Here is a 24,249-nt window from a genome sequence, read left to right on the forward strand (position 1 = left end):
CCCATGCAACCCCCAGTGACGCCCGAGGTGGTGGAGCGCATCGTCCCTGCGCTGCAATCGCCGCTGCCGGGACTGCTTGCCATCTACGGTTTTGGCAGCCGTGTGCAAGGTACGGCGGGGCCTGAAAGCGACCTGGATCTGGCCGTACTGGTGGAGGGCTACGCTGACCCTTTGCTGCTGTGGAACCTGTCAGGTGACTTGGCCGACGTGGCCGGTTGCGACGTTGATTTGCTGGACTTGCGCGCAGCATCCACGGTGATGCAGTACCAGATCATTACCACCGGCCAGCGCTGGTGGGCGCGTGATGCGCAGGCGGCGCTGTTCGAGAGTGCCATCCTGAGCGAAAAAACCGCGCTGGATACGGCGCGGGCCGGTCTGCTGGCCGATATCCAGGAGCGAGGAAGCGTGTATGGCGGATGACGTGTTGATCAACAAAGCCGCGACCATTGAGCGCTGCGTAGCGCGGGCGCGTGAAGAGTATTTCAGCGATCCGGCCAGTTTTGCCAGCAATTTCACGCGCCAGGATGCGGCCATTTTGAACATCCAACGCGCCTGCGAGGCCGCTCTGGACATGGGCCAGCACCTGATCCGGCGTGAGCGCCTGGGTGTGCCGCAAAGTGCGCGCGATGTGTTTGCCTTGCTGGCCCAGGCAGGCCGTATTGAGCTGCCGCTGGCCCAGGGTTTGCAGCGCATGGTCGGTTTTCGCAATATTGCTGTCCACGATGACAAGGCGCTGCAACTGCCCATCACCGTCGCCATCATCGAAAAACACCTGGATGAGTTTTTGCAATACAGCAAAGCCCTCCTGCAGCGTGATGCCGGGTAAGGCGCAAGACATGGATACCACTGCTACACACCGTGCTGCCGTTGTCGCCACTGCGCCGGCCGCAGCTTCCGCGCCAGCCTCCCTGTCCCCCTCGCGCCGCGCCTGGCTGCGCTTCAAGCGCAACCGGCTGGGCTACTGGAGCCTGATCGCCTTTTGCGCGCTGGTGCTGCTGAGCCTGTGCGCCGAACTGGTCAGCAGCGAGCGCCCGCTGGTCGTGCGCTACCAGGGGCAGACCTATTTCCCGCTGCTCAAGGACTACCCCGAAACCACCTTTGGCGGCGACTTTGCCACGCCCACCGATTACCTCGACCCGTTCATCCAGGAGCGCCTGAGCGCGGGCAGCAACTGGGCGCTCTACACCGTCAACCGCTATGGGCCGAACACGCTGAACTACTTTGCCCAGGCGCCCAACCCGTCGGCGCCGTCCGCCGCCAACTGGCTGGGCACGGACGACCGGGGGCGCGATTTGCTGGCGCAGCTGCTCTACGGCTTTCGCGTCAGCGTGCTGTTTGCGCTGGCGCTGACGTTCACTGGCGTGCTGCTGGGCGTGGTGGCAGGGGCCATCCAGGGGTTTTTTGGCGGCAAGACGGATTTGGCGTTTCAGCGCTTTATCGAAATCTGGGGCTCCATGCCTGAGTTGTATTTGCTCATCATCTTCAGCGCCGTGCTGGCGCCCAGCATTGCGCTGCTGCTGGTGCTGCTCTCGCTGTTTGGCTGGATGGGGCTGAGTGACTACGTGCGCGCCGAGTTTCTGCGCAACCGCCAGCTCGACTACGTCAAGGCCGCGCGCGCGCTGGGCGTGGGCAACGCGCAGATCATCTGGCGCCACATCCTGCCCAACAGCCTGACGCCCGTAGTGACGTTCTTGCCGTTTCGCATGAGCGCAGCGATTTTGGCGCTGACGTCGCTGGACTTTCTCGGCCTGGGCGTGCCGCCGGGCACACCGTCATTGGGCGAGCTGCTCAGCCAGGGCAAGAACAACATCGACGCGTGGTGGATTTCGCTGTCCACCTTTGCCGTGCTGGTGGTCACGCTGCTGCTGCTCACCTTCATGGGCGACGCGCTGCGCGACGCCCTCGACCCCCGCAAAGCATCGCAATGAACGTTACTTACATGACTGGAGAGGAAATGCCTGCCGACCCGTTGCTGGACGTGCAGGATTTGTCCGTCCACTTTGGTGCCAAGGCCGTGGTGCGCAGTGTCCATTTCTCCATCGCCCCCGGTGAAAAGCTGGCGCTGGTGGGCGAATCGGGCTCGGGCAAAACCATCACCGCCCTGAGCCTGCTGCGCCTGGCGGGCGATGCCAAAATCAGCGGCAAAGCCTTGCTGCGCGGGCGCGACCTGCTATCACTCTCAGAGCGCGAAATGCGCGGCGTGCGCGGCGGCGACATCGCCATGGTGTTCCAGGAGCCCATGACGGCGCTGAACCCGCTCATGACCATCGGCCAGCAAATCACCGAGGTTCTGGAGCTAAAAAAGGCACTAACGCCCGCCGAGTCTGCGCAAGCAGCTATTGAATTGCTAGCAAAAACCGGCATTCCCGAGCCCGAGCGCCGTGCCAACAGCTTTCCGCACCAACTGAGCGGCGGCCAGCGCCAGCGCGCCATGATCGCCATGGCCCTGGCCAGCGAGCCCGCGCTCTTGCTGGCCGACGAGCCCACCACCGCGCTGGACGTGACGCTGCGCGGCCAGATTCTCGATCTGCTGTCGGACTTGCAACGCCAGTCGGGCATGGCCGTGCTGCTCATCACCCACGACCTGAACCTGGTGCGCCGCTTTGCCGACCGCGTGGCCGTGATGGAGCAGGGCGTGCTGGTCGAACAGGGCCGCGTGGCCGAGGTGTTCCGCGCGCCGCAGCACCCCTACACCCAGCGCCTCATGGCCAGCCAGCCCCGGCGCGACGTGGTCGAGCAGGCGCCAGCACTCGGCACGCCGCTGGTGTTGCAGACCGAGGCCCTGCGCGTGGCCTACCCGACGCCGCTGCCGGGCCTGCGCGGCTGGTTCAAAAAAGGCGAATTCGTGGCCGTGCAGGGCGCCAGCCTGCAACTGCTGGCGGGCCAGACACTGGGCGTGGTGGGCGAGTCGGGCTCGGGCAAATCGACGCTGGCGCAGGCCATTTTGGGCCTGCTGCCCTATGGTGGTCAGCTCACGGTGGCTGGGCAGGGCTGGCAGCAGCCCGCTGCGCGCAACACGCCCGCCAACCAGCAGCTGCGCCGGCGCGTGCAGGTGGTGTTCCAAGACCCGTTCTCGTCGTTGTCGCCGCGCCTGACGGTGGAAGAAATCGTCGGCGAAGGGCTGCGCGTACACGAGCCTGCGCTGCTGCCCGCGCAGCGGCGCGTGCGCGTCGAGGCGGCGCTGGCCGAGGTGGGCTTGAGCGAGGCGCAGTTTCCCGGCCTGCTGGCGCGCTACCCGCACGAGTTTTCTGGCGGGCAGCGCCAGCGCCTGGCGATTGCGCGCGCGCTCATCGTGCAGCCGCAGGTGCTGGTGCTGGACGAACCCACCAGCGCGCTGGACGTCACCATCCAGCAGCAGGTGCTGGCGCTGCTGCAAGGCCTGCAACGCGGCAAGGGCCTGAGCTATGTGCTCATCACCCACGATGTGGACGTGATCCGCGCCATGGCGCACCAGGTGCTGGTGATGAAAGATGGCGCCATCGTCGAACACGGCACCGTCGCCCAGGTGCTCGATGCGCCGCAGCACCCCTACACGCAGCGGCTGGTGGCTGCGGCTGCGGTGCCGGGTACGGCCCTTGCGGGATAAGCGCGAGCAGCTATCAAAAGGGGATTGATCAACCCGCAGGCCAGGTACCCATCAGCACCTGTTTGGTGCATTCGATAGGCTGTCGGGGTGGCAAAACGCTGTCCTGCGGGCCTGAAATTTGATGCCAAATAGGCCGCTAAGCCTTGTGCATAAAGCGCTTGCAGCTATGTAATCAATAGCATTTTTCATGCCCCGGAAAGGTGCGGCACGGGCTGGTGCGGTGTGGTCTGCATTGGGCATGGTGCTTGCTTGTCTGATGCATCCCATGCCAGAGGTTTTTTTGTGCCTTTTTCCGCCCCGCGCCATCGCCGCGCCAGTTTGTTATCGACGGAAATCGTCAACCGCTCCCGCGTGCTGGACACGCTGGTCAACAACCTCGAAGGCATGGCCTACCGCTGCCTCAACGATGCCCACTGGACGATGGTGTTTGTCAGCCAGGGCTGTGCCGACCTCACAGGCTATGCACCGGCGCAGTTGCTCGGAGGCACGGGCGTGTCGTGGGAGTACATCACCCACCCCGATGACCGCTTGCGGGTGCGCGAGGTCATCCAAAGCGCCGTGGCCAGCGGGCAGCGCTTTGCCGTGCAGTACCGCATCACCACCTTGTCGGGGCAAACGCGCCATGTGGCCGAACGCGGCGTGGCCGTGTGCGATGAGCAGGATGTGCTGGTGCTGGAAGGCTTTGTCGAGGACATCACCCAGCGCCAGGCCACGTTGGAGGCGCTGGAGCACGCCGAGCTGCGCTACCGCCACATCTTCGAGCACGCCAGCGAGGGCATTTTTCAGACTTCGCGCGATGGCCACTACCTGGCCGCCAACCCGGCGCTGGCGCGCATTTACGGCTACGACACGCCCGCCGCGCTGATGGCCGACCTGTCGGACATCGACCGGCGGCTTTACGTCAAGGCCGGGCGGCGCGAGGTGTTTCACCGGCTCATGAAGGCGCAAGGGCAGGTGCTCAATTTTGAATCCGAGGTGCATCGGCGCGATGGCACGTGCATCTGGATCTCCGAAAATGCCCATGTCGTGCGCGGCCCGCAGGGCGAATTTTTGTGCTACGAGGGCACGGTGCAGGATATTTCCGAGCGGCGCCACTACCAGGAGCAGCTGGAGCGCCAGGCCAACCACGACCTGCTCACGGGCCTGCCCAACCGGGTGTTGCTGAACGACCGCATCGCGCAAGGCATAGCGCGTGCTACGCGCATGGGCTACTACCTGGCGCTGGTGTTCATCGACCTGGACAACTTCAAGTTCATCAACGACAGCCTGGGCCATGCGGCGGGCGATGAGCTGCTCAAGGAGGTGGCTGCGCGCCTGACGGGCTGCCTGCGCAGTGGCGACACCGTGGCGCGGTTGGGCGGCGACGAGTTCGTGCTGGTCATCAACGACCACTACCGCACCAGCAGCGTCATCTCCCTGCTGGAGCGGATGCTGCAAGACATTGGCCGCCCCATTGTGCTCAATGGGCGCGAGTTTCAGGTGGGCGCCAGCCTGGGCGTGGCCATGTTTCCCAGCGATGGCGATGATGCGCAGCAACTGCTCAAGCACGCCGATGTGGCCATGTACGCGGCCAAAGACCGGGGGCGCAACAATTTCCAGTTTTTTACCCGCGAGCTCAACCGCCAGGCCGACGAGCGCCTGCACCTGGAGGCCGCCATGCGCAGCGCGCTGGACCATGGCGGCTTTGATGTGCATTACCAGCCCAAGGTGGACCACCGCCGCCGCATCGTCGGCGTGGAGGCACTGGCGCGCTGGTTCCACCCCGAGCTGGGCGCCGTCGGGCCTGACCGCTTCATCCCGATTGCCGAAGAAACCGGGCTGATCCTGCCGCTGACCACCGCCATCGTGCGCCGCGCGCTGGCCGCCGCACGCCGCTGGAACCATGCGCGCGCGGTGCCGCTGCGCCTGGCGCTGAACCTCTCGCCGCAGCTGTTTTTGAGCCACGACATCGTGGCGCACATCGCTGGCCTGCTGCGCGAGGCCGAGATGCCGTCGAGCCAGGTGGAGCTGGAAATCACCGAGTCGGTGTTTCTGGGCGACAGCGAGCGCGCCGTGGCCATCCTGAGCGACTTTAAGGCCCTGGGCGTGGGCCTGGCCATGGACGACTTTGGCACGGGCTACTCGTCACTGAGCTATTTGCGCCGGTTTCCGCTGGACACCATCAAGCTCGACCGCTCTTTGGTGACGGGCCTGGAGCACGAAGAAGAGGTGGCCATGATTGCCCGCGCCGCCATCTCGCTGGGCAAAAGCCTGCGCAAAACCGTGGTGGCCGAGGGCGTGGAGACGCAGGCGCAGTTTGACTTTTTGCGCTACCAGGGCTGCGACGAGTTCCAAGGCTATTTGCTCTCGCGCCCGGTGCCCGAAGCGCAGATCACGCAGCTACTGGAGGCGGGCGGGGTGATTGCGCCTGCGCCGCTGCCGCTGCTGTAGCGGGCAGAGGCGCGGGCGCCGCGCTCAGAGTTTGCGCAGCCGCTCGATGGCGGCGCGCAGCGTGTCGTCTTGCTTGGCAAAGCAAAAACGCACCACGCGCTGGTCAAAGCCGTCGCCATAAAACGCCGACAGCGGGATGGCGGCCACGCCCACTTCGCGCGTCAGCCATTGGCAAAAATCGGCTTCGCTCAGGTCGCTCACGGCCGAGATGTCCACGCACTGGAAGTAGGTGCCCGTGGCGGGCAGCAGGCGCAGGCGCGAGCCCTCCAGGCCTTGGCGGAACAGGTTGCGCTTGGCCTGGTAGAAGGCGCTCAGTTGCAGGTAAGGCGCGGGGTCTTGCAGGTAGTGCGCCAGCCCATGCTGCATGGGCGTGTTCACGCTGAAGACGTTGAACTGGTGGACTTTGCGGAACTCCGCCATCAGCGGCGCGGGCGCGGCCACGGTGCCCACCTTCCAGCCGGTGACGTGGAAGGTCTTGCCAAAGCTGGAGACGATGAAGGCGCGCGCGGCCAGACCGTCAAAGCGGGCGGCGCTCTGGTGCGTGGCGCCGTCGAACACCATGTGCTCATAGACCTCGTCGCTGATGAGCAGGGTATCGGTGGGCGCCAGCAGGTCTTGCAGCTGGCGCATGTCGCCCTCGCTCCAGGTGGTGGCGCTGGGGTTGTGCGGGCTGTTGATGATGATGGCGCGCGTGCGGGGTGTGATGGCGGCGCTGATTTTGTCGAAGTCGGGCCGGAAGGTGCCCGGCGTGAGCGGCACACGCACCGCCACGCCGCCCGCCAGCGCGATGTTGGGCACATAGCTGTCGTAGCAGGGGTCGAGCACGATGACTTCATCGCCCGGATGCACGATGGCCAAAATGGCCGTCAAAATGGCCTGCGTGGCCCCGGCGGTGATGGTGATTTCGGCCTCAGGGCAATACGGGCGGGCGTGAGTAGCTTCTATTTTGGTAGCAACTGCCTGGCGCAAGGCAGGCACGCCGGCCATGGGTGCGTACTGGTTGTGCCCGGCGCGCATGGCCTGGCCCACCGCATCAAGCAAGGCGCTGTCGCAGTCAAAGTCAGGAAAGCCCTGGCCCAGGTTGACGGCGCCGCATTGCGCGGCCAGCGCAGACATCACGCTGAAGATGGTGGTGCCCACCTGGGGCAGGCGGCTGACAAGGGCGGGGGGGCGTTCGGTCATGGCGTGGTGCAAGAGGGGGCGGGAATCAGAGTTCGTAGTCGTTGACATGCCCGGTCATGGCGCGGGCCACCAGGTCGCGGCTGAGGCGGTCGCTGATGAGTTCGGCAAATTTATAGACAAAGTTGCGCAGGTAGGCACCACGCTTGAAAGCCACGCGCGCCACGCTCTGGCCAAACAGGTGGCCCACGGGGCGCACCAGCAGGTCGCCCACAGGGTCGTCGCGCATGGCCATTTCGGCCACGATGCCAATGCCCAGTCCCAGGCGCACGTAGGTTTTGATGACGTCGGAGTCGATGGCCTCCAGGGCGATGCGCGGTTGCAGGCGGCGTGCGGCAAAGGCAGCGTCGATCTTGCCGCGCCCGGTGAACGAGGGGTGGTAGGTGATCAGCGCTTCGTGCGCTATGTCTTCCAGGCTGATGCGTTCTTTTTGCGCCAGCGGGTGGCCGGGGGGCAGCACCAGCACATGCTCCCATTCGTAGCAGGGCAGGGTGACCAGCTCGGGGTAATCGGCCAGGGATTCGGTGGCCATGCCGATCTCGGCCACCTCGTCGATCACCATGCGCGCGACCTGGTCGGGGGTGGTCTGGTGCAGGCTGACGTTGACCTTGGGGTACGCCTCGCGCAGTTTGGCCACCGGCACGGGCAGCACGTAGCGCGCCTGGGTGTGGGTGGTGGCAATGCTGAGGGTGCCGTTGTCCTGGGCGCTGAACTGCTCGCCGATGCGCTTCAAGTTGCTGACCTCGCGCATGATGAGTTCGATGCTGCGCAGCACATGCTGGCCTGGCTCGGTGATGCGCTTGAGGCGTTTGCCGTGGCGGGCAAAAATCTCCACGCCCAGCTCACCTTCGAGCTCAATGATGGCTTTGGAGACGCCGGGCTGCGAGGTGTGCAGCGCCTTGGCCGCCTCGGTCAGATTGAGGTTGCGGCGGGCGGCTTCTTGCACGAAGCGAAATTGGTGGAGGTTCATGCCTGAATGCAGCTAAAGAGTTGCATCATTATCGCTCAGGCGTCTAAAGAGCCGGGCTCGACACGGTCTGTGCAGCGCGCAGCCACCAGCGGTGGGGTTGCGCAGGGCGGCGTCAGCTGCTGGTGTGCGCTGGCGTGCAGGCGATGTCGGCCATGAGGGCGGTCATGCGCGGGTCTTCGCCAATGGCCTGTTGCACGGTGAACTGCACCTGGGGGTGCTGCGCGCGCAGGGCGGCCATCAGCTGGGGCAGGTCTTCGCGGGCGTGCTTGCCGGTGCCCAGAAACATGGGCGTGATGGTGATGCTGGCCGCACCCTGGGCCAGCAGGTCGCGCGTGGCCTGGGCCAGATCGGGCTCGCACAGCTCCAGGTAGGCGCAGCAGGTCAACACCTGGGGCTGGTGGCGTGCGATGTGCTGGCGCACCGCTTCGATGGGCGCCCGCCACTGGGGGTCGCGCGAGCCGTGGGCAAACAAGATCACGCCATGGTGTGGCGGTGGGGGCAGGGTGGTCATGGCGTTAGCGCCGCAGCACCAGCCAGCCAAAGGCGGCCAGTGACAGCAGGGAGTAGATGAGTCCGGGGGCGGCTGCCGTGATCCACGGCGACCAGTTTTGCAGGTTACCCACAAAGCCAAACACGTTGTTCAGCAGGAAAAAGCTGATACCTGCCATGACGCCGCCAAACATATAGCCGGTGATGCCCCCGGCGCGAAAGTGCAGGTAGGCAAAAGGCAGCGCCAGCACCACCATCACCAGGCAGCTCAAGGGGTAGAACACCTTGCGCCAGAATTCGATTTCGTAGCGCTGGGCGGCCTGGCCGTTGGCTTCAAGGTGGCGCACGTACTGGAACAGGTCGATGGTGGCCATGCGATCGGGTTTGAGCACGGCAGCGGCCACCATGTCAGCGCTGATCTGCGTGGGCCAGTTCCACTCTGGCAGGACGATTTTTTCGACGCGGGCGGGGCTGTTGGCTTTTTCAGTGTGGAAGGTGCTGTTTTGTACTTGCGCCAGGTGCCAGGCACCATCTTTGCCAAATTGTGCGCTGTCGGCCTGGGTGCGTGATGCCAGGCGGCCTTGGCCATCAAATTCAAAAATGCGCACGCCCAGCATGCCGCCGTCGGGCCCGATAGCGCGCACATTGACGGCAAAAGAGTGATCGCCCTGGCGCTCTTTCAGCCAGGCACCGGTGGCGCCAGTAGTCAGACGGCCTTGGTAGCGGGCCTTGACCAGTTGTGCTGCGCGGTCTGACATGGGCGCCAGGTAGTCGCCCACGGCAAATGTCAGCAGCACAAAAAAACCGCCCACCGCCAGCAGAGTGTGCAAGGCCCGCCAGGGCCCCAGGCCACTGGTGCGCATGATGGTGAATTCCGAGCTTTGTGCCAACCGGGCCATGACGAAAATCGTGCCGATCAGTACCGTGATGGGCAGCAACTCGTAGAGGTGGCTGGGCAGCGCCAGCGTGACAAACAACAGGGCATGGGGCAGGCCATACGCGCCTGCTGGATAGCGCCCCACCCAGCGCAGCTCATCGACCAGATCAAAAAAGAAGAACAGGGCCAAAAAGCCCAGCGTCACAAAACCGACGGCGGCAATGACTTCGCGGTGTATGAGTCGGCGAATGGTTTTCATGCGGCGCTCCTGCCTTGCCACCATTGGCGCGGGCTCCAGTGATGGTGCCGGGCGCTGAGCAGCAGCAGCGCAAAGACCAGCGTTCCGCCGTGCAACAGGGCCAGAAAAGGCACCAGCCCCATCTTGCCCGAGCCCACCCAGCTTTGGCCCAGCGTCAGCAGGTTGTAATAAACGATGAAGGTGAGCAGTGCAAACACCATGTTGTTGCTGCTGCTGGCACGCGGATTGACGCTGGCCAGCGCCAGTGCGAGCAGCACAAAATTCAGGGCGGCAAACGCCAGGCCGATACGCCAGCCCAGCTCCGCCTGGGCCATGGGCGACGCCTGGCCCAGCAAATCAGGCGTGCTGCGCGTCTTCACGGAGCCCTCGTCCGCGATGGCGATAGGGGCTGTGCCAATGCGGGTGCCGTATTCATCGAAGGCACTGATTTTGGTGCCGGGTTTGTCCCCGCCGGACTCCATGCGCTGGCCGTTGCTCAACACCACAAAGCGCTCGCCATCACGCACCTCCACGCGGGCGCTGCGGGCGGAGATGACAGATTCCCCCTTGGGCTCGGTCACGGCCACAAAGACGTCGCTGGCGGTTTCACCTGCGGCACTGTTTTTGTCGATGAAAAAAACGCGTGTGCCATTGGCTGATTCTTGAAACTCGCCGGGCGCGATGCGGTCAATGTCGCTGCGCTGCTCATATTGCTGTTTGAGCTGGTCAATTTGCTGGTTGGCCCAGGGCCACACCAGCAGCGAGAGCAACGCAATCACCAGCATCACGGGCCAGGAAAAACGCAGCAGCGGTGCCAGCAAGCTGAGCAGCCCGCGGCCACTGGCAAACCAGATGACCATTTCGCTGTCACGGTACATGCGCGAGAGGGTGCCGACAATGGAGACAAACAGGCTCAGACTCAGGATGGTAGGCAGCTGGCCCAGTACGGTAAAGCCCATCACGAGCATCACGTCAGAGGGGCTGACGCTGCCGCGCGAGGCCTGGCCGAGGGTGCGGATCAGCATCATGGTCATGACCACCGTGACCAGCACCACCAGGGTCGCGCCGAAGCTGCGCGCCAGCTCCTTGCGAATGGATGAATCGAATAACATTGGCTCGAACGAAAAGGGCCATTATGAACTTTGATTTGAAGTCGCTCACCCTGTCCGCAGCCGTGACAGAAAAATGTGATTTGCTGGTTTTGCTGGTGCCTGAAGGCTTTGCCCCAGGCCAGGATGCACTCTCGGCGCTGGTGGCGCAGGCCTTGCACATTGGAGATTTGCAGACCAAGCCGGGCAAAAATCTGCATTGCTACCAGGTGCCCACTGTGGCGGCGCGCCGTGTGGTGCTGGCCGGAATCGGCACAGGCAAGGCGGCTGCCGTGCGCCAGGCGCTACAGCCGTTGGCCGGTGCCTTTACCGGCACGGTCAAGCGTGCGGTGGTTTGTTTTGCGGGTGCGGCCGATGCGGGTGCGGTGGCCGCTGCGGTGATGGCGGTGTCGCAGGTGAGCTATGTCTACACCGCCACCAAGCCCAAGGCTGAGGCGCGCACGCTCAACCGTGTGGTGCTGGGTGTGGAGGACACCACTGCAGTCGCTGACGCTTTTGCGCGCAGCGTTGCCACTGCCGTGGGCGTAGAGCTGGCGCGTGAATGGGGCAACCGCCCCGCCAACCATGCCACGCCTACGCTGCTGGCGGTGGCGGCCAAAGAACTGGCCAAGCACCCCGGCGTGCAGTGCAAGGTGATGGGGCCTGCCGACGTGGCCAAGCTGGGCATGGGGGCCTTCATGGCGGTGGCGCGTGGTTCTGAGGAGGAGTTACGTTTCATTGAACTGCGCTACAACGGCGCTGCAAAATCCCAGCCTCCAGTGGTGCTGGTGGGCAAGGGCATCACGTTTGACACCGGTGGCATCTCCATCAAGCCAGCGGCTGAAATGGACGAAATGAAGTTCGATATGTGCGGTGCCGCCAGCGTGCTGGGCGTGTTCCGCGCGCTGGCCGAACTGCAGCCGGCCATCAACGTGGTGGGTTTGATTCCTGCCTGTGAAAACATGCCTGATGGCCGCGCCATCAAGCCTGGCGACGTGGTCACCAGCATGAGCGGCCAGACCATTGAAATCCTCAACACCGATGCTGAAGGCCGTCTGGTGCTGTGCGATGCGCTGACCTATGCCGCACGCTTGAAGCCCGCAGCCGTGGTGGACATTGCCACCCTGACCGGTGCTTGCGTGATTGCCTTGGGCGGCGTGCGCAGCGGTCTGTTTTCCAGTGACGAGGCATTGGCCGCCGCTTTGCTGGCTGCTGGTGAAGCGGCGCAAGACCCGTGCTGGCGCCTGCCGCTGGACGAGGATTACGCTGAGGGCCTGAAAAGCAATTTTGCCGATGTGGCCAACGTAGCGGGTCGGCCAGCAGGCTCCATCACGGCAGCCAAATTTTTGCAACGGTTTGTTGGCGAGTGGCCTTGGGCGCATCTGGATATCGCTGGCACCGCCTGGAAGGGGGGCTCTGCCAAGGGGGCAACAGGGCGCCCGGTGGCTTTGCTGCTGCAATACCTGGTCGATGCGGCAGCTGCGCCAGAAGGACAGCCAGAGTGTGCTGCGGTTCCTGTGCCAGCTCCCAAGCCGGCGCGTGCGCCCCGCGCCAAGGCGGTCAGCGCACGGCGTACCTGAGTGAGGTGATCGCCAGGCATGACCGAAGTTGCTTTCCATTTCAATGCGCCAGACAAGCTGGCATATGCCTGCCGGTTCGCGCGGAAAATGGTGTGCCTTGACAAGCGGCTGGTCATCACGGGGGCACCAGACACGCTGGTGTCCTTGGACAAAATGCTGTGGCACATGGCGCCGCAAGATTTTGTGGCCCATTGCACAGTGCAGGATGCGCCAGAACTGCTGGAGGCATCGCCCGTGTTGCTGCTGACCGATCCGCGTCAGGCCAGACACCGTGAGGTGTTACTGAACCTGGGTGATGCGGTGCCGCAGGGCTACACGCTTTTTGAGCGTCTGATCGAAGTGGTCGCCGCCCACGACGACGCCGACCGGCAATGTGCCCGCATACGCTGGCGCCAATACGCCCAGAGCGGGCATACCATCGTGCGCCACGATCTGGTGCTCAAGGAGTCCTGAAATGGTCAAGCATCCTAAAGCCCCCCCTCGTTTTGTACCCACCCTGACCGAAGTGGTGCCTGATCCCATTGAATTGCCTGTACAGCCTGTGGTCTTGGCAGCGCAGGCTCCTGTCCCTGTGGCGGCATTGCTGCCCGCTGCACTGCCCCCGGGATTGGAAGAGCGTCTGGTTCATTGCATCATGCAGCGCGTGGATGTGTCTTTGGATCAGCGTCTGCGCGATGCCATCGCCACCGTAGTGCAAGAGCAGACGAGATCCGTGCTGCCGAGGCTGCGCGAAGAGGTGGAGTCGGTTGTGCGGCAAGTGGTTGGGGAGGCTGTGGCCGATGAATTGGCTGAGCACAGCATGGCCACTGAAATCCGCAGTCAGGTCAGCGGCGTACCTGCAACGCCCCCGGGTTGACGATGTTGGTGGGGGTGCCTTTGATGTAGTTCACCACATTATCAAATGCTGCCCCGAAATACAACTCGTAACTGTCTTGCTCCACATAACCGATATGTGGTGTGCAGACGCAGTTCTCCAGCCTGAGCAGTGCATGGCCTTGCAAAATAGGCTCACTCTCAAAAACATCCACAGCGCCCATGCCGGGGCGTCCCCGATTGAGCGCTGTAATCAATGCATCAGGCTCCAGCAGTTCTGCCCGCGATGTGTTGACCAGCAGCGCCGTCGGCTTCATGCAGGAGAGGTCTTCGAGGGTGATGCTGCCGTGTGTTTCTTCACAGAGCCGCAAATGCAGCGACACCACATCGCACTGTGCAAAAAATTCTTCGCGGGTGCTGGCAACTTGGAATCCGTCGGTCAGTGCTTTGGCGCGGGAGGCTTCGCGGCCCCAGATACGCACGTTCATGCCGAACGCCCGGCCATAGCCCGCCACAATCTGACCAATTTTTCCGTAGCCCCAGATGCCCAAGGTTTTGCCACGCAAAACGGTGCCAATACCAAAATTAGGTGGCATGGAGCCCGATTTGAGGCCAGATTGCTGCCAGGCCCCGTGCTTGAGGTTGGAGATGTACTGTGGCAGGCGCCGCATGGCGGCCATGATCAGCGCCCAGGTTAGCTCTGCGGGGGCTACCGGTGAGCCTACGCCTTCGGCCACAGCCACACCGTGCTCGGTACATGCCAGCACATCCACATGGTTGCCGACCTTGCCGGTTTGGGCAATCATGCGCAGGCGTGGCAGCTTTTCTATCAGCTGGCGGGTGATTTGTGTGCGCTCACGTACCAGGACGATGATGTCGGCATCTTTCAGTCGCACTGACAACTGTCCCAAGCCTTTGACCGTGTTGGTGTACACCTTGGCGGTGTAAGCGTCCAGGCGGCTGGCGCAGTGAAGCTTGCGCACAGCGTCCTGGTAGTCATCGAGGATCACGATATTCATTGTTTATTCCATCATGCGCTTCAATCCAATTCGCGGGCGTATTGGGCTGTTGTTGTGCGCAGCGCACCGCGCAGGTTGATTGTTTTCACGTTGGTGTTTTTGGCGCAAAGAGATCCCATGTCGCCATGAACAACGCTGCAATCACGGGGCCGATGACAAATCCATTCAAACCGAAGAGCGCCATCCCGCCCAGCGTGGAAATCAGCACCACATAGTCTGGCATTTTGGTGTCTTTGCCCACCAAAACAGGGCGAAGAATATTGTCTACCAAGCCTATGACGAAAACGCCAAATGCAGTGAGTGTGACGGCCTGCCAGAGTGCGCCGGTAGCAAAAAAATAAATGGCCACAGGAACCCATATCAGCCCTGCTCCGACAGCTGGTAGCAACGATAAAAATGCCATGAGAACCCCCCAAAGCACAGGCCCCTGAATGCCCAGCGCCCAAAAGATGAAGCCGCCCAGCAGCCCTTGTGAAGCGGCCACCACAATGTTGCCTTTGACGGTGGCACGGATTACTGTGGTGAACTTTTGGCTCAGATCGCGCTTGTGTGCTTCCTCCAGTGGAACAGCATTGCGCACTCTGATGGCCAATGCGGCGCCATCGCGAAGCAGGAAAAACAGCAGGTACAGCATGATCCCAAGGCTGATCAGGAACTGAAAAGTATTTTGACCAATGTTGAGCGCGCGCGTGGCAATCAGTTGGCTGCCTTGCACGGCAATGGTGGAGAGTTTTTGCTGTAGTGCTGCCATGCTGGTCAGTTCCAGTCGGTTCAGCAACTCCAATGCCCAGGAGGGTAGTGCGGCGATGATTTGCTGAAAATAATCGCCCACATTCAGTTGCCCTGATCGCAGCCTGTCATAAATGTGAGTGGCTTCCTGAATCAGTGAAATGCTCAGCAGCGTCATGGGAAGAATCACTACGATCAGACACAGCACCAAAGTGGTCAGCGCCGCCAGATTGTGCCTGCGTGGCATGCGCAACAGCAGGCGCCGATGCAGTGGTGAAAAAAGAATGGCCAGCACGACGCCCCAGAAAACCGCTTCATAAAAAGGCCACAGGATGGCTGCAAATGCCAACGACACTGCAACCAGTAGCAACAGGAAGGTTTTGTTCTGTGGAGATGGCGAGGTCATATGAAAGTGTTGTGCTGTGCAATAAAGCCAATGTAAGCGAGTTGCACGATGGTGCGCGCAGAAGTGCAGGCATGCCAGATGGGCATTTTTCGTGCCGCATGGGAGCACTTTCAGTGGCACAATGCTGGCCGTACCCTAGGCCCTTCCCCAGCCACAGTCGCATCCGCCAATCGGTTCAGCCGTGTCGCGGAAGGTTTCTTAAACCAGCTAATGCTTTCTCCAGGAAAGCTGAGGTCAGCGGAATATGAGCGATAAGACATCCGTCTATCAAGCCTACCAAGGCAACACTTACCTTTTCGGCGGCAATGCGCCTTATGTCGAAGAGATGTATGAGAACTACCTGGCTAATCCAGGCAGTGTCCCCGACAGCTGGCGCGATTATTTCGATGCGCTGCAGCATGTTCCCGCAGTCGATGGTTCCAACGCCAAAGATGTGCCCCACCTTCCAGTAGTCAATGCATTTGCCGAACGTGCCAAAGCTGGCGGCACCAAAGTGGTGGTTGCCAGTGCCGACGCCGAAATGGGCCGCAAGCGCACCGCAGTGCAGCAACTCATTGCCGCCTACCGCAATGTCGGTCAGCGTTGGGCAGACCTTGATCCACTCAAGCGCACCGAGCGCCCTGCCATTCCTGAACTGGAGCCGTCGTTCTACGGCTTCAGCGATGCCGACCAAGAGACTGTGTTTGATACCAGCAACACTTTCTTCGGCAAAGACAAGATGCCCCTGCGCGAGCTGCTCAATGCGCTGCGCGAAACCTACTGCGGTACCTTGGGCGCCGAGTACATGTACACCAGCGACCAGGCACAAAAGCGCTGGTGGCAGCAAAAGCTTGAAAGCATTCGCAGCAAGCCCAATTTTGGTGCAGAAAAGAAGAAGCACATTCTTGATCGCCTGACGGCTGCCGAGGGCCTGGAGCGTTACCTGCACACCAAGTATGTGGGCCAAAAGCGCTTTTCGCTCGAAGGCGGCGAGAGTTTTATTGCCTCCATGGATGAGCTCATCCAGTCGGCAGGCAGCAAGGGCGTGCAGGAGATTGTGATCGGTATGGCCCACCGTGGTCGCCTGAACGTTTTGGTGAACTCGCTGGGCAAAATGCCTGCTGACCTGTTCGCCGAGTTTGAGCACACCGCTCCCGAAGATTTGCCTGCCGGTGACGTCAAATACCACCAAGGCTTCAGCTCTGACGTGTCCACCGCAGGTGGCCCGGTGCATCTGTCGCTGGCGTTCAACCCTTCGCACCTGGAAATCGTGAACCCGGTGGTGGAAGGTTCCGTGCGCGCTCGCATGGATCGCCGCGCCGACCCCAAGGGCAGCCAAGTGTTGCCGGTGCTGGTGCATGGCGACTCTGCTTTTGGCGGCCAAGGTGTCAACCAGGAAACCCTGGCCTTGGCGCAAACCCGTGGTTACACCACGGGCGGCACGGTACACATCATCATCAATAACCAGATTGGTTTCACCACTTCGGATCCGCGCGACATGCGCTCGACTGTGTATTGCACCGACATCGTCAAGATGGTCGAAGCTCCCGTGCTGCACGTCAATGGCGACGATCCTGAAGCTGTAGTGCTGGCCACGCAGCTGGCGCTGGAGTTCCGCATGGAATTCCGCCAGGACGTGGTGGTGGACATCACCTGCTTCCGCAAGCTGGGCCATAACGAGCAAGACACTCCCAGCCTTACCCAGCCGCTGATGTACAAGAAGATTGCGGCCCACCCCGGAACCCGCAAGCTCTACGCAGACAAGCTCGCCGCCCAAGGTCTGGGTGCCACGCTGGGTGACGATATGGCCAAAGCCTATCGCGCCGCCATGGATGCGGGCAAGCACACTGTTGATCCGGTGCTGACCAACTTCAAGAGCAAGTATGCGGTCGATTGGTCTCCCTTCGTGGGCAAGAAGTGGACAGATGCGGGTGATACCGCCATCCCCTTGACCGAGTGGAAACGCCTGTCCGAAAAGCTCACCACCATCCCCGATACCGTCACACCGCACCAACTCGTCAAGAAAGTCTATGACGACCGCGCCGCAATGGGCCGGGGCGAGACCAACGTGGACTGGGGCATGGGTGAAAGCATGGCTTTTGCTTCGCTGGTGGCCAGTGGCTACCCAGTGCGCCTGTCGGGCGAAGACTGTGGCCGTGGCACCTTCACGCACCGCCACGCCGTGATTCACGATCAAAACCGCGAAAAATGGGACACCGGCACCTACGTGCCCCTGCAAAACGTGGCCGATAACCAGGCACCGTTCGTCGTCATCGACTCCATCCTCTCTGAAGAGGCTGTGCTGGGCTTTGAATACGGCTATGCCGGTTCTGATCCCAACACCATGGTGATCTGGGAAGCGCAGTTCGGCGACTTTGCCAACGGCGCCCAGGTGGTGATTGACCAGTTCATTGCCTCTGGCGAAGTGAAGTGGGGCCGCGCCAACGGCCTGACGCTGATGCTCCCCCACGGCTACGAAGGCCAGGGCCCTGAGCACAGCTCGGCACGTCTGGAACGCTTCATGCAATTGGCTGCGGATACCAACATGCAAATCGTGCAGCCCACCACGGCCAGCCAGATTTTCCATGTGTTGCGTCGCCAGATGGTGCGCGACCTGCGCAAGCCGCTGATCATCTTCACGCCCAAGTCGCTGCTGCGCAACAAGGATGCAACGTCGCCGCTGTCCGAGTTCACCAAGGGTGCGTTCCAGACCGTCATTCCCGAGAGCAAAGCGCTCAAGGACGACAAGGTCAAGCGTGTCATCGCCTGCTCGGGCAAGGTCTATTACGACCTGGTCAAGAAGCGCGAAGAAAAAGAGCTGGACGATGTGGCCATCATCCGCGTCGAGCAGCTGTACCCCTTCCCGCACAAGGCTTTTGCTGCCGAGCTGAAGAAGTACCCCAACGCCACCGACATCGTGTGGTGCCAGGACGAGCCGCAAAACCAGGGCGCCTGGTTCTTCATCCAGCACAACATCCACGAGAACATGCTGGATGGCCAGAAACTGGGTTACTCCGGTCGCGCAGCCTCGGCATCGCCTGCCGTGGGTTACTCGCACCTGCACCAGGAACAACAAAAGGCACTGGTGGACGGCGCCTTTGGCAAGCTCAAGGGTTTTGTACTGACCAAGTAAGGCCAGCAACCCGAATCCAGAACAGAACCCCCTTTCCGAAAGAATTCAAATGGCTATCGTAGAAGTCAAAGTTCCGCAACTGTCCGAATCCGTGGCCGAAGCCACCATGCTGACCTGGAAAAAGAAGGCCGGCGAGGCTGTCGCCATCGACGAAATCCTGATCGAGATCGAGACCGACAAGGTCGTGCTGGAAGTGCCCGCACCGGCTGCTGGCGTGTTGGCAGAGATCATCCAGGGCGATAGCGCCACCGTGGTGGCCGAGCAACTCATTGCCAAGATCGACACCGAAGCCACTGCGGGTGCCGTCGCTGCTGCGCCCGCAGCCGCTGCGGCTGCCGTGGCCGCTGCGGCAGTGGCTGCCCCTGCTGCTGCATCCAAGGGTGACGTGGCCATGCCTGCCGCCGCCAAGCTGCTGGTTGACAACAATCTGTCGGTGTCCGCCGTCACGGGTACGGGCAAAGATGGCCGTGTGACCAAGGGCGATGTGCTGGGTGCTGTGGCTGCTGGTGCTACTAAAGTTGTAGCTGCTAGCGCAATCCCCACGGGCGTTCCAGCCAAATCTTTGCCCCAAGTGGCAGCGCCTGCAGTGCAAAACCTGGGCGACCGCCCCGAGCAGCGCGTGCCCATGAGCCGTCTGCGCGCCCGTGTGGCCGAGCGCCTGCTGCAATCGCAGTCCACCAACGCCATCCTGACCACGTTCAACGAAGTGAACATGGCCCCGGTGATGGAAATGCGCAAGAAGTTCCAAGACGCCTTCAGCAAAGAGCACGGTGTCAAAATCGGCTTCATGAGCTTCTTCGTCAAGGCGGCGGTGCATGCGCTGAAGAAGTTCCCGGTGCTGAATGCGTCGGTGGATGGCAACGACATCGTCTACCACGGCTACTTCGACATCGGTATTGCTGTCGGTTCGCCCCGTGGTCTGGTGGTGCCGATTTTGCGCAACGCCGACCAGATGAGCTTTGCCGACATCGAGAAGAAAATTGCCGAATTCGGCAAGAAGGCCCAAGAAGGCAAGCTGGGCATTGAAGAAATGACCGGCGGCACCTTCTCCATCTCCAACGGTGGCACCTTCGGCTCCATGCTGTCCACGCCCATCATCAACCCACCGCAATCGGCCATTCTGGGCGTTCACGCCACCAAAGACCGCGCTGTGGTGGAAAACGGCCAAATCGTCATCCGCCCGATGAACTACCTGGCCATGTCCTACGACCACCGCATCATTGATGGCCGCGAAGCCGTGCTGGGCCTGGTCGCGATGAAGGAAGCGCTGGAAGACCCCTCGCGCCTGCTGTTTGACATCTAAACCCTGATGGATTGACCCACCCATGTGGCCCGGCTTGTGCTGGCGCCCATCGGTGGGTTTTTTTGCAACCGATTGAGAAAGATTTTTATGAGCAAAGCATTTGATGTTGTCGTGATCGGCGCTGGCCCCGGTGGCTACATTGCCGCCATCCGTGCTGCCCAGCTGGGTTTCAACGTCGCCTGTATCGACGAATGGAAGAACGACAAGGGCGGCCCCGCACCCGGTGGCACCTGCACCAACGTGGGCTGCATCCCGTCCAAGGCGCTGCTGCAATCGTCCGAACACTTTGACCACGCCAACCACCACTTTGCCGAGCATGGCATCAGCGCCAAAGACGTGAAGATGGACGTGGCCAAGATGATTGCCCGCAAGGACAACGTCGTGAAACAGAACAACGACGGCATCCTGTACCTGTTCAAAAAGAACAAGGTCAGCTTCTTCCATGGTCGCGGCTCCTTTGCCAAAGCAGTGGAAGGTGGCTATGAAGTGCAAGTGGCTGGCGACAAGCCTGAAACCCTGGTGGCCAAACAAGTCATCGTTGCGACTGGCTCCAACGCGCGCGCCTTGCCTGGAACGCCATTTGACGAAGAAAACGTGCTGTCCAACGACGGCGCGCTGCGCATCGGTGCTGTGCCGAAAAAGCTGGCACTGATTGGTTCGGGCGTGATTGGCCTGGAAATGGGTTCGGTCTGGCGCCGTCTGGGTGCCGATGTCACGATCCTCGAAGGTTTGCCCACCTTCCTCGGTGCCGTGGACGAGCAAATCGCCAAAGAAGCCAAAAAAGCCTTCGACAAGCAGGGCCTGAAGATTGAACTGGGCGTGAAGGTTGGCGATATCAAGAACGGCAAAAAGGGCGTCTCCATCGCCTACACCAACGCCAAGGGCGAAGCCCAGACGCTGGACGCCGACAAGCTCATCGTGTCGATTGGCCGCGTGCCCAACACCAACGGCCTGAACGCCGAAGCTGTCGGCCTGCAACTGGACGAGCGCGGCGCGATTGTGGTTGATGGCGACTGCAAGACCAACCTGCCCGGCGTGTGGGCGGTGGGTGACGTGGTGCGTGGCCCGATGCTGGCGCACAAGGCAGAAGAAGAAGGCGTGGCTGTGGCCGAACGCATTGCGGGCCAGCACGGCCATGTCAACTTCAATACCGTTCCCTGGGTGATTTACACCAGCCCCGAAATTGCGTGGGTGGGCCGCACCGAGCAGCAGCTCAAGGCCGACGGCGTCAAATACAAGGCCGGCACCTTCCCGTTCCTGGCCAATGGCCGCGCCCGTGCGCTGGGTGACACCACCGGCATGGTGAAGTTCTTGGCCGATGCCGCTACCGACGAAATCCTGGGTGTCCACATTGTGGGCCCGATGGCCTCTGAACTGATCTCTGAAGCCGTGGTGGCCATGGAGTTCAAGGCCAGCGCCGAAGACATCGCCCGCATCTGCCACGCCCACCCCTCGCTGTCGGAAGCGACCAAGGAAGCCGCCTTGGCCGTGGACAAGCGCACCCTGAATTTCTGATAGAAGTCAAGGTAAAAAGTGGCTCTAGCGCCCGCGTGGTGGGCGCTAGTAGCTCTGTTTTTTATAGCAAAAAGGCGCTGCGTTGTCTGTTTCCGTCACCCAGGCCTATGAGGCCGAACTCGCCGCCAAAGGCTTCCAGAGCGATCCTGCCCAACTGCGTGCCGTACAGGCGTTGCAGCGCTGCGCCGATGAGTGGGCGGTATACAAAGCACGTCGCTCCAATGCGCTGAAAAAACTGCTCATTCGCCCGGACATCCCCAAGGGCGTCTATATGTATGGCGGCGTGGGGCGCGGCAAGAGCTTTCTCATGGAGTGCTTTTTCGACGCCGTACCGCTCAAGCGCAAGGTGCGCCTGCACTTTCATGAGTTCATGCGAGAAGTTCACCGCGAGCTGGCAGGCTTGCAGGGTACGCAAAACCCGCTGGATGTGCTGGGTGCGCGCATTGCCAAACGCTACAAGCTCATCTGCTTTGATGAGTTCCACGTGGCCGACATCACCGATGCCATGATCCTGCACCGCCTGCTGGTGGCGCTGTTTGAGAATGGCGTGGGTTTTGTCACCACCTCCAATTTTGAGCCCAACGGCCTGTACCCCAACGGGCTGCACCGCGACCGCATCCTGCCTGCCATTGCGCTGCTCAACCAGCGCATGGAAGTCATCAACGTGGACAACGGCACCGACTACCGCCGCCGCACGCTCGAGCATGTGCGGCTCTACCACACGCCATTGGGCGCGCAGGCTGATGCGGAGATGGCACAGGCTTTCGACCAGCTGGCTGAAATCCACGACGAAGACCCGGTGTTGCACATCGAGGCCCGCGAGCTGCGTGCCCGGCGCAAAGCGGGCGGTGTGGTCTGGTTCGACTTCAAAGAGCTGTGCGGTGGCCCGCGATCGCAAAACGATTACCTGGAAATCGCCAACCAGTTCCATACCGTGATGCTGTCGGGTGTACCGTACATGCCGGTCAGTATGGCGTCGCCCGCGCGGCGCTTTACCTGGCTGGTGGATGTGCTGTACGACCGGCGCGTCAAGCTCATTGTGTCGGCAGCGGTGCCGCCCGAGCAGCTCTACACCGAAGGGCCACTGGCGCACGAGTTTCCGCGCACGGTGTCGCGCCTCAACGAGATGCAGTCGAAAGAGTTTCTGGCGCTGGAGCGCCGCGTGGTGGACACCGGCCTGACGTGATGCCAGCGTACCCTGCGCCTAGCGCGGGGGGAAAGGCATGGAGAGGGGCTTTTTCGGCTCTTCCAGCACCTCGATTTTCACGATCACCAGAGAGAGATTGTCGCCCCCGCCGCGGGCGCGACCACGGGCTTTGTCGATCAGGAATTCGGTGGCTTCGCGCGGCGTGAGGGATTCCACCACCGACGCCAGCTCAGCAGGCGAGAAGTAGTGCCACACGCCATCGCTGCAAGCCATGAGCACATCGCCGGGCTGGAGTTGGGAAATCAGGTGGGTGGCGATGGGCGGGTCGCTTTCTGCGCCCAGGCAGCCGACCAGGATGTTGGAGTGGGGGTGGTTGTTGGCTTCGGCTTCGGTGATTTCGCCCCGGTCTACCAACGCCTGGACATAGGAGTGGTCCAGGGTGCGCTGCACCATGGCACCGTTTCTGAAGTGGTAGATGCGCGAGTCGCCTGAGTGAACCCAGTGGCAGTCGCCGCGTGGATTGATCAGAAACGCCGCAATGGTGCTGTGGGGTTCTTGCTCTGCGGAGATGGCAGTCAGCCGGATCACGATGTGTGCTTCTTGCACCATGTTCTTGAGAACAGTGGCTGCGTCGTCGTGGTCGGGGGAGTAGCGCTCAAAGAGCTGGCGCGCCGTCATCATCACCTGGTCGGAGGCTTTGCGGCCACCGCTGCGCCCACCCATGCCATCGGCCAGCACACCGAGAACGCAGCCGTTGTAGCGTTGGTGCGCCAGCAAAGCTACTTGGTCTTGCTGGTAGTCGCGGTCACCCTTGTGGATTCCGGTGGAAGCTGTGAGGCGAAATGCTTTGGACATGCCCTGTACTCACCATACTTTCCACCACGGCTCTTGCTTGTTTTTGAAACCATGCGTGAGATAGGTGCTTTGGGGGTAGGAGGCATCCATGACGCGGCGTGCGTCATCGCGCAGCTGGGTCATGCCCAGGGCGTCGTAGGATTGGATGAGGATGTAGAGCGCCTCTTCCAGGGCTGGCACGGCCTGGTAGTCTGCCAGTGCGTTCTGGGCCCGGCCAATGGCTGCGACGTAAGCGCCGCGCTGGAAGTAGTAGCGCGCCACATGTACCTCGTACTGCGCCAGGGAGTTGACGATGTAGGTCATGCGCTGGCGCGCATCCTGGGCGTAGCGAGACTCGGGAAAGCGTGTGCTCAGCTCGCGGAAGGCTTCAAATGAATCTTTGGCGGCTTTTTGGTCGCGTTCTGACAGATCCTGGCGCGATACCCAAGAGAACATTCCCAGATCATCGTTGAAGTTGATCAGGCCTTTGAGGTAGAGGGCGTAGTCCAGTGCCGGGCTGGCGGGATGCAGCTTCATGAACCGGTCCAGCGTAGCGATGGCCTGTGCTTTGCTGCCGCTTTTGTATTGGGCGTAGGCTTTGTCCAGCTGTGCTTGCTGTGCCAGCGGTGTGCCAGCGGCACGGCCTTCAAGCTTTTCAAACAGGGGGACGGCTTTGTCGTAACCGCCGCTGCCCATTTCGTCGCGGGCCTCGGCGTAGATGCGGTCGGTGGACCAGCCTGCGGTTTTGTCCTCAGGGGTGCTGGAGCAGCCTGCCAGCAGCGCGCTGGCAACCAGCAGGGAAGGAAAAATCGCATAGGGCGAACGCAGCATGGCGGGCGGCTTTCTGGCAATAAGAGGCATGGGTGTCTGGGGCGGCCAAGTGCCATGGAAGGACTGGCCGGGGCAGGGCATTGTAATGGTGGCAGGAACACGC

At 61.9% G+C, this 24,249-nt stretch carries 21 protein-coding genes; 12 read left to right on the forward strand and 9 right to left on the reverse strand.

The window, feature by feature from the left end; genetic code table 11:
* Positions 1-3 precede the first annotated feature (3 nt).
* The 5 genes from mntA to EV674_RS07595 all read left to right on the forward strand — a co-directional run bounded on the left by mntA (position 4) and on the right by EV674_RS07595 (position 6,016).
* Entirely contained in the window at positions 4-420 is a 417-nt protein-coding gene (mntA, locus tag EV674_RS07575) for a type VII toxin-antitoxin system MntA family adenylyltransferase antitoxin (protein WP_119012629.1), read from the forward strand.
* Positions 410-826, forward strand: coding sequence for a type VII toxin-antitoxin system HepT family RNase toxin (gene hepT, locus EV674_RS07580; protein WP_119012563.1), 417 nt, complete (start codon positions 410-412; stop codon positions 824-826). The genes mntA and hepT overlap by 11 nt, the downstream gene beginning before the upstream one ends.
* 10 nt (positions 827-836) lie before the next feature.
* Positions 837-1,928: an ABC transporter permease gene (locus EV674_RS07585; protein WP_119012630.1), complete on the forward strand. Its 1,092-nt coding sequence runs from the start codon at positions 837-839 to the stop codon at positions 1,926-1,928.
* Positions 1,925-3,586, forward strand: coding sequence for an ABC transporter ATP-binding protein (locus EV674_RS07590; RefSeq protein ID WP_241524889.1), 1,662 nt, complete (start codon positions 1,925-1,927; stop codon positions 3,584-3,586). Before EV674_RS07585 ends, EV674_RS07590 begins: the two co-directional genes overlap by 4 nt.
* Before the next feature lie 282 nt (positions 3,587-3,868).
* Positions 3,869-6,016, forward strand: a complete 2,148-nt coding sequence (locus EV674_RS07595; protein ID WP_241524890.1) for a putative bifunctional diguanylate cyclase/phosphodiesterase — start codon at positions 3,869-3,871, stop codon at positions 6,014-6,016.
* 24 nt (positions 6,017-6,040) lie between these two features.
* Here EV674_RS07595 and EV674_RS07600 read toward each other — a convergent pair whose 3' ends face one another.
* The 5 genes from EV674_RS07600 to lptF all read right to left on the reverse strand — a co-directional run bounded on the left by EV674_RS07600 (position 6,041) and on the right by lptF (position 10,881).
* On the reverse strand, positions 6,041-7,198 hold the full coding sequence (locus tag EV674_RS07600) for a pyridoxal phosphate-dependent aminotransferase (protein ID WP_119012565.1): 1,158 nt from the start codon (positions 7,196-7,198) through the stop codon (positions 6,041-6,043).
* A gap of 25 nt (positions 7,199-7,223) precedes the next feature.
* Entirely contained in the window at positions 7,224-8,165 is a 942-nt protein-coding gene (locus EV674_RS07605; protein WP_119012566.1) for a CysB family HTH-type transcriptional regulator, read from the reverse strand.
* A 112-nt stretch (positions 8,166-8,277) separates the two neighbouring features.
* The gene (locus EV674_RS07610) at positions 8,278-8,676 is read right to left on the reverse strand and encodes a sirohydrochlorin chelatase (protein ID WP_119012567.1); all 399 of its coding nucleotides are present in this window, start codon (positions 8,674-8,676) and stop codon (positions 8,278-8,280) included.
* A 4-nt stretch (positions 8,677-8,680) separates the two neighbouring features.
* Positions 8,681-9,790, reverse strand: coding sequence for an LPS export ABC transporter permease LptG (gene lptG / locus EV674_RS07615; protein WP_119012568.1), 1,110 nt, complete (start codon positions 9,788-9,790; stop codon positions 8,681-8,683).
* Positions 9,787-10,881, reverse strand: coding sequence for an LPS export ABC transporter permease LptF (gene lptF, locus EV674_RS07620; protein WP_119012569.1), 1,095 nt, complete (start codon positions 10,879-10,881; stop codon positions 9,787-9,789). Before lptF ends, lptG begins: the two co-directional genes overlap by 4 nt.
* Positions 10,882-10,904: 23 nt before the next feature.
* Between lptF and EV674_RS07625 the strand changes: the two genes are divergently transcribed.
* From EV674_RS07625 to EV674_RS07635, 3 genes are read left to right on the forward strand one after another with little or no spacing between them, the layout of a single operon-like run.
* Positions 10,905-12,437 carry a leucyl aminopeptidase gene (locus EV674_RS07625; protein WP_119012570.1) on the forward strand — a complete coding sequence of 511 codons (1,533 nt, stop codon included), beginning with the start codon at positions 10,905-10,907 and terminating at the stop codon, positions 12,435-12,437.
* Between the two features lie 18 nt (positions 12,438-12,455).
* Positions 12,456-12,890 carry a DNA polymerase III subunit chi gene (locus EV674_RS07630; protein WP_119012571.1) on the forward strand — a complete coding sequence of 145 codons (435 nt, stop codon included), beginning with the start codon at positions 12,456-12,458 and terminating at the stop codon, positions 12,888-12,890.
* Position 12,891: 1 nt separating this feature from the next.
* Positions 12,892-13,293 carry a hypothetical protein gene (locus EV674_RS07635; protein WP_119012572.1) on the forward strand — a complete coding sequence of 134 codons (402 nt, stop codon included), beginning with the start codon at positions 12,892-12,894 and terminating at the stop codon, positions 13,291-13,293.
* Here EV674_RS07635 and EV674_RS07640 read toward each other — a convergent pair.
* Complete coding sequence (locus EV674_RS07640) at positions 13,262-14,269, reverse strand: D-2-hydroxyacid dehydrogenase family protein (RefSeq protein WP_119012573.1); 1,008 nt, start codon at positions 14,267-14,269, stop codon at positions 13,262-13,264. The two genes, EV674_RS07635 and EV674_RS07640, sit on opposite strands and share 32 nt — an antisense overlap.
* Positions 14,270-14,354: 85 nt before the next feature.
* Positions 14,355-15,404 (reverse strand): AI-2E family transporter, encoded by a 1,050-nt coding sequence (locus EV674_RS07645; RefSeq protein WP_119012574.1) that lies wholly within the window; start codon positions 15,402-15,404, stop codon positions 14,355-14,357.
* A 244-nt stretch (positions 15,405-15,648) separates the two neighbouring features.
* On the opposite strand from EV674_RS07645, the gene EV674_RS07650 reads away from it, so the two are divergent.
* From EV674_RS07650 to zapE, 4 genes are all read left to right on the forward strand, one after another.
* On the forward strand, positions 15,649-18,516 hold the full coding sequence (locus EV674_RS07650) for a 2-oxoglutarate dehydrogenase E1 component (RefSeq protein ID WP_119012575.1): 2,868 nt from the start codon (positions 15,649-15,651) through the stop codon (positions 18,514-18,516).
* Positions 18,517-18,565: 49 nt separating this feature from the next.
* Positions 18,566-19,819 (forward strand): 2-oxoglutarate dehydrogenase complex dihydrolipoyllysine-residue succinyltransferase, encoded by a 1,254-nt coding sequence (gene odhB, locus EV674_RS07655; RefSeq protein ID WP_119012576.1) that lies wholly within the window; start codon positions 18,566-18,568, stop codon positions 19,817-19,819.
* An 87-nt stretch (positions 19,820-19,906) separates the two neighbouring features.
* Entirely contained in the window at positions 19,907-21,334 is a 1,428-nt protein-coding gene (lpdA, locus tag EV674_RS07660) for a dihydrolipoyl dehydrogenase (RefSeq protein ID WP_119012577.1), read from the forward strand.
* A gap of 82 nt (positions 21,335-21,416) precedes the next feature.
* Positions 21,417-22,520: a cell division protein ZapE gene (gene zapE / locus EV674_RS07665; protein WP_119012578.1), complete on the forward strand. Its 1,104-nt coding sequence runs from the start codon at positions 21,417-21,419 to the stop codon at positions 22,518-22,520.
* An 18-nt stretch (positions 22,521-22,538) separates the two neighbouring features.
* Here the strand turns inward: zapE and EV674_RS07670 are convergent, their stop codons facing one another.
* Positions 22,539-23,336: a PP2C family protein-serine/threonine phosphatase gene (locus EV674_RS07670; protein ID WP_119012579.1), complete on the reverse strand. Its 798-nt coding sequence runs from the start codon at positions 23,334-23,336 to the stop codon at positions 22,539-22,541.
* Between the two features lie 9 nt (positions 23,337-23,345).
* Entirely contained in the window at positions 23,346-24,146 is an 801-nt protein-coding gene (locus tag EV674_RS07675) for an outer membrane protein assembly factor BamD (protein WP_119012580.1), read from the reverse strand.
* Positions 24,147-24,249: the final 103 nt, after the last annotated feature.

It is taken from the genome of Simplicispira metamorpha (genome assembly GCF_004341365.1).
Classification (GTDB): Bacteria; Pseudomonadota; Gammaproteobacteria; order Burkholderiales; family Burkholderiaceae_C; genus Simplicispira; species Simplicispira metamorpha.

What these genes read in the sequence shown, in the direction of transcription:
- EV674_RS07610 (WP_119012567.1), bottom strand. Translation starts at nt 8,676, where the DNA reads ATGACCACCCTGCCCCCACCGCCACACCATGGCGTGATCTTGTTTGCC.
- lptG (WP_119012568.1), bottom strand. Translation starts at nt 9,790, where the DNA reads ATGAAAACCATTCGCCGACTCATACACCGCGAAGTCATTGCCGCCGTC.
- EV674_RS07635 (WP_119012572.1), top strand. Translation starts at nt 12,892, where the DNA reads ATGGTCAAGCATCCTAAAGCCCCCCCTCGTTTTGTACCCACCCTGACC.
- hepT (WP_119012563.1), top strand. Translation starts at nt 410, where the DNA reads ATGGCGGATGACGTGTTGATCAACAAAGCCGCGACCATTGAGCGCTGC.
- EV674_RS07675 (WP_119012580.1), bottom strand. Translation starts at nt 24,146, where the DNA reads ATGCTGCGTTCGCCCTATGCGATTTTTCCTTCCCTGCTGGTTGCCAGC.
- lpdA (WP_119012577.1), top strand. Translation starts at nt 19,907, where the DNA reads ATGAGCAAAGCATTTGATGTTGTCGTGATCGGCGCTGGCCCCGGTGGC.
- EV674_RS07585 (WP_119012630.1), top strand. Translation starts at nt 837, where the DNA reads ATGGATACCACTGCTACACACCGTGCTGCCGTTGTCGCCACTGCGCCG.
- mntA (WP_119012629.1), top strand. Translation starts at nt 4, where the DNA reads ATGCAACCCCCAGTGACGCCCGAGGTGGTGGAGCGCATCGTCCCTGCG.
- odhB (WP_119012576.1), top strand. Translation starts at nt 18,566, where the DNA reads ATGGCTATCGTAGAAGTCAAAGTTCCGCAACTGTCCGAATCCGTGGCC.
- EV674_RS07630 (WP_119012571.1), top strand. Translation starts at nt 12,456, where the DNA reads ATGACCGAAGTTGCTTTCCATTTCAATGCGCCAGACAAGCTGGCATAT.
- EV674_RS07625 (WP_119012570.1), top strand. Translation starts at nt 10,905, where the DNA reads ATGAACTTTGATTTGAAGTCGCTCACCCTGTCCGCAGCCGTGACAGAA.
- EV674_RS07670 (WP_119012579.1), bottom strand. Translation starts at nt 23,336, where the DNA reads ATGTCCAAAGCATTTCGCCTCACAGCTTCCACCGGAATCCACAAGGGT.
- EV674_RS07590 (WP_241524889.1), top strand. Translation starts at nt 1,925, where the DNA reads ATGAACGTTACTTACATGACTGGAGAGGAAATGCCTGCCGACCCGTTG.
- EV674_RS07640 (WP_119012573.1), bottom strand. Translation starts at nt 14,269, where the DNA reads ATGAATATCGTGATCCTCGATGACTACCAGGACGCTGTGCGCAAGCTT.
- lptF (WP_119012569.1), bottom strand. Translation starts at nt 10,881, where the DNA reads ATGTTATTCGATTCATCCATTCGCAAGGAGCTGGCGCGCAGCTTCGGC.
- EV674_RS07645 (WP_119012574.1), bottom strand. Translation starts at nt 15,404, where the DNA reads ATGACCTCGCCATCTCCACAGAACAAAACCTTCCTGTTGCTACTGGTT.
- EV674_RS07605 (WP_119012566.1), bottom strand. Translation starts at nt 8,165, where the DNA reads ATGAACCTCCACCAATTTCGCTTCGTGCAAGAAGCCGCCCGCCGCAAC.
- EV674_RS07600 (WP_119012565.1), bottom strand. Translation starts at nt 7,198, where the DNA reads ATGACCGAACGCCCCCCCGCCCTTGTCAGCCGCCTGCCCCAGGTGGGC.
- EV674_RS07650 (WP_119012575.1), top strand. Translation starts at nt 15,649, where the DNA reads ATGAGCGATAAGACATCCGTCTATCAAGCCTACCAAGGCAACACTTAC.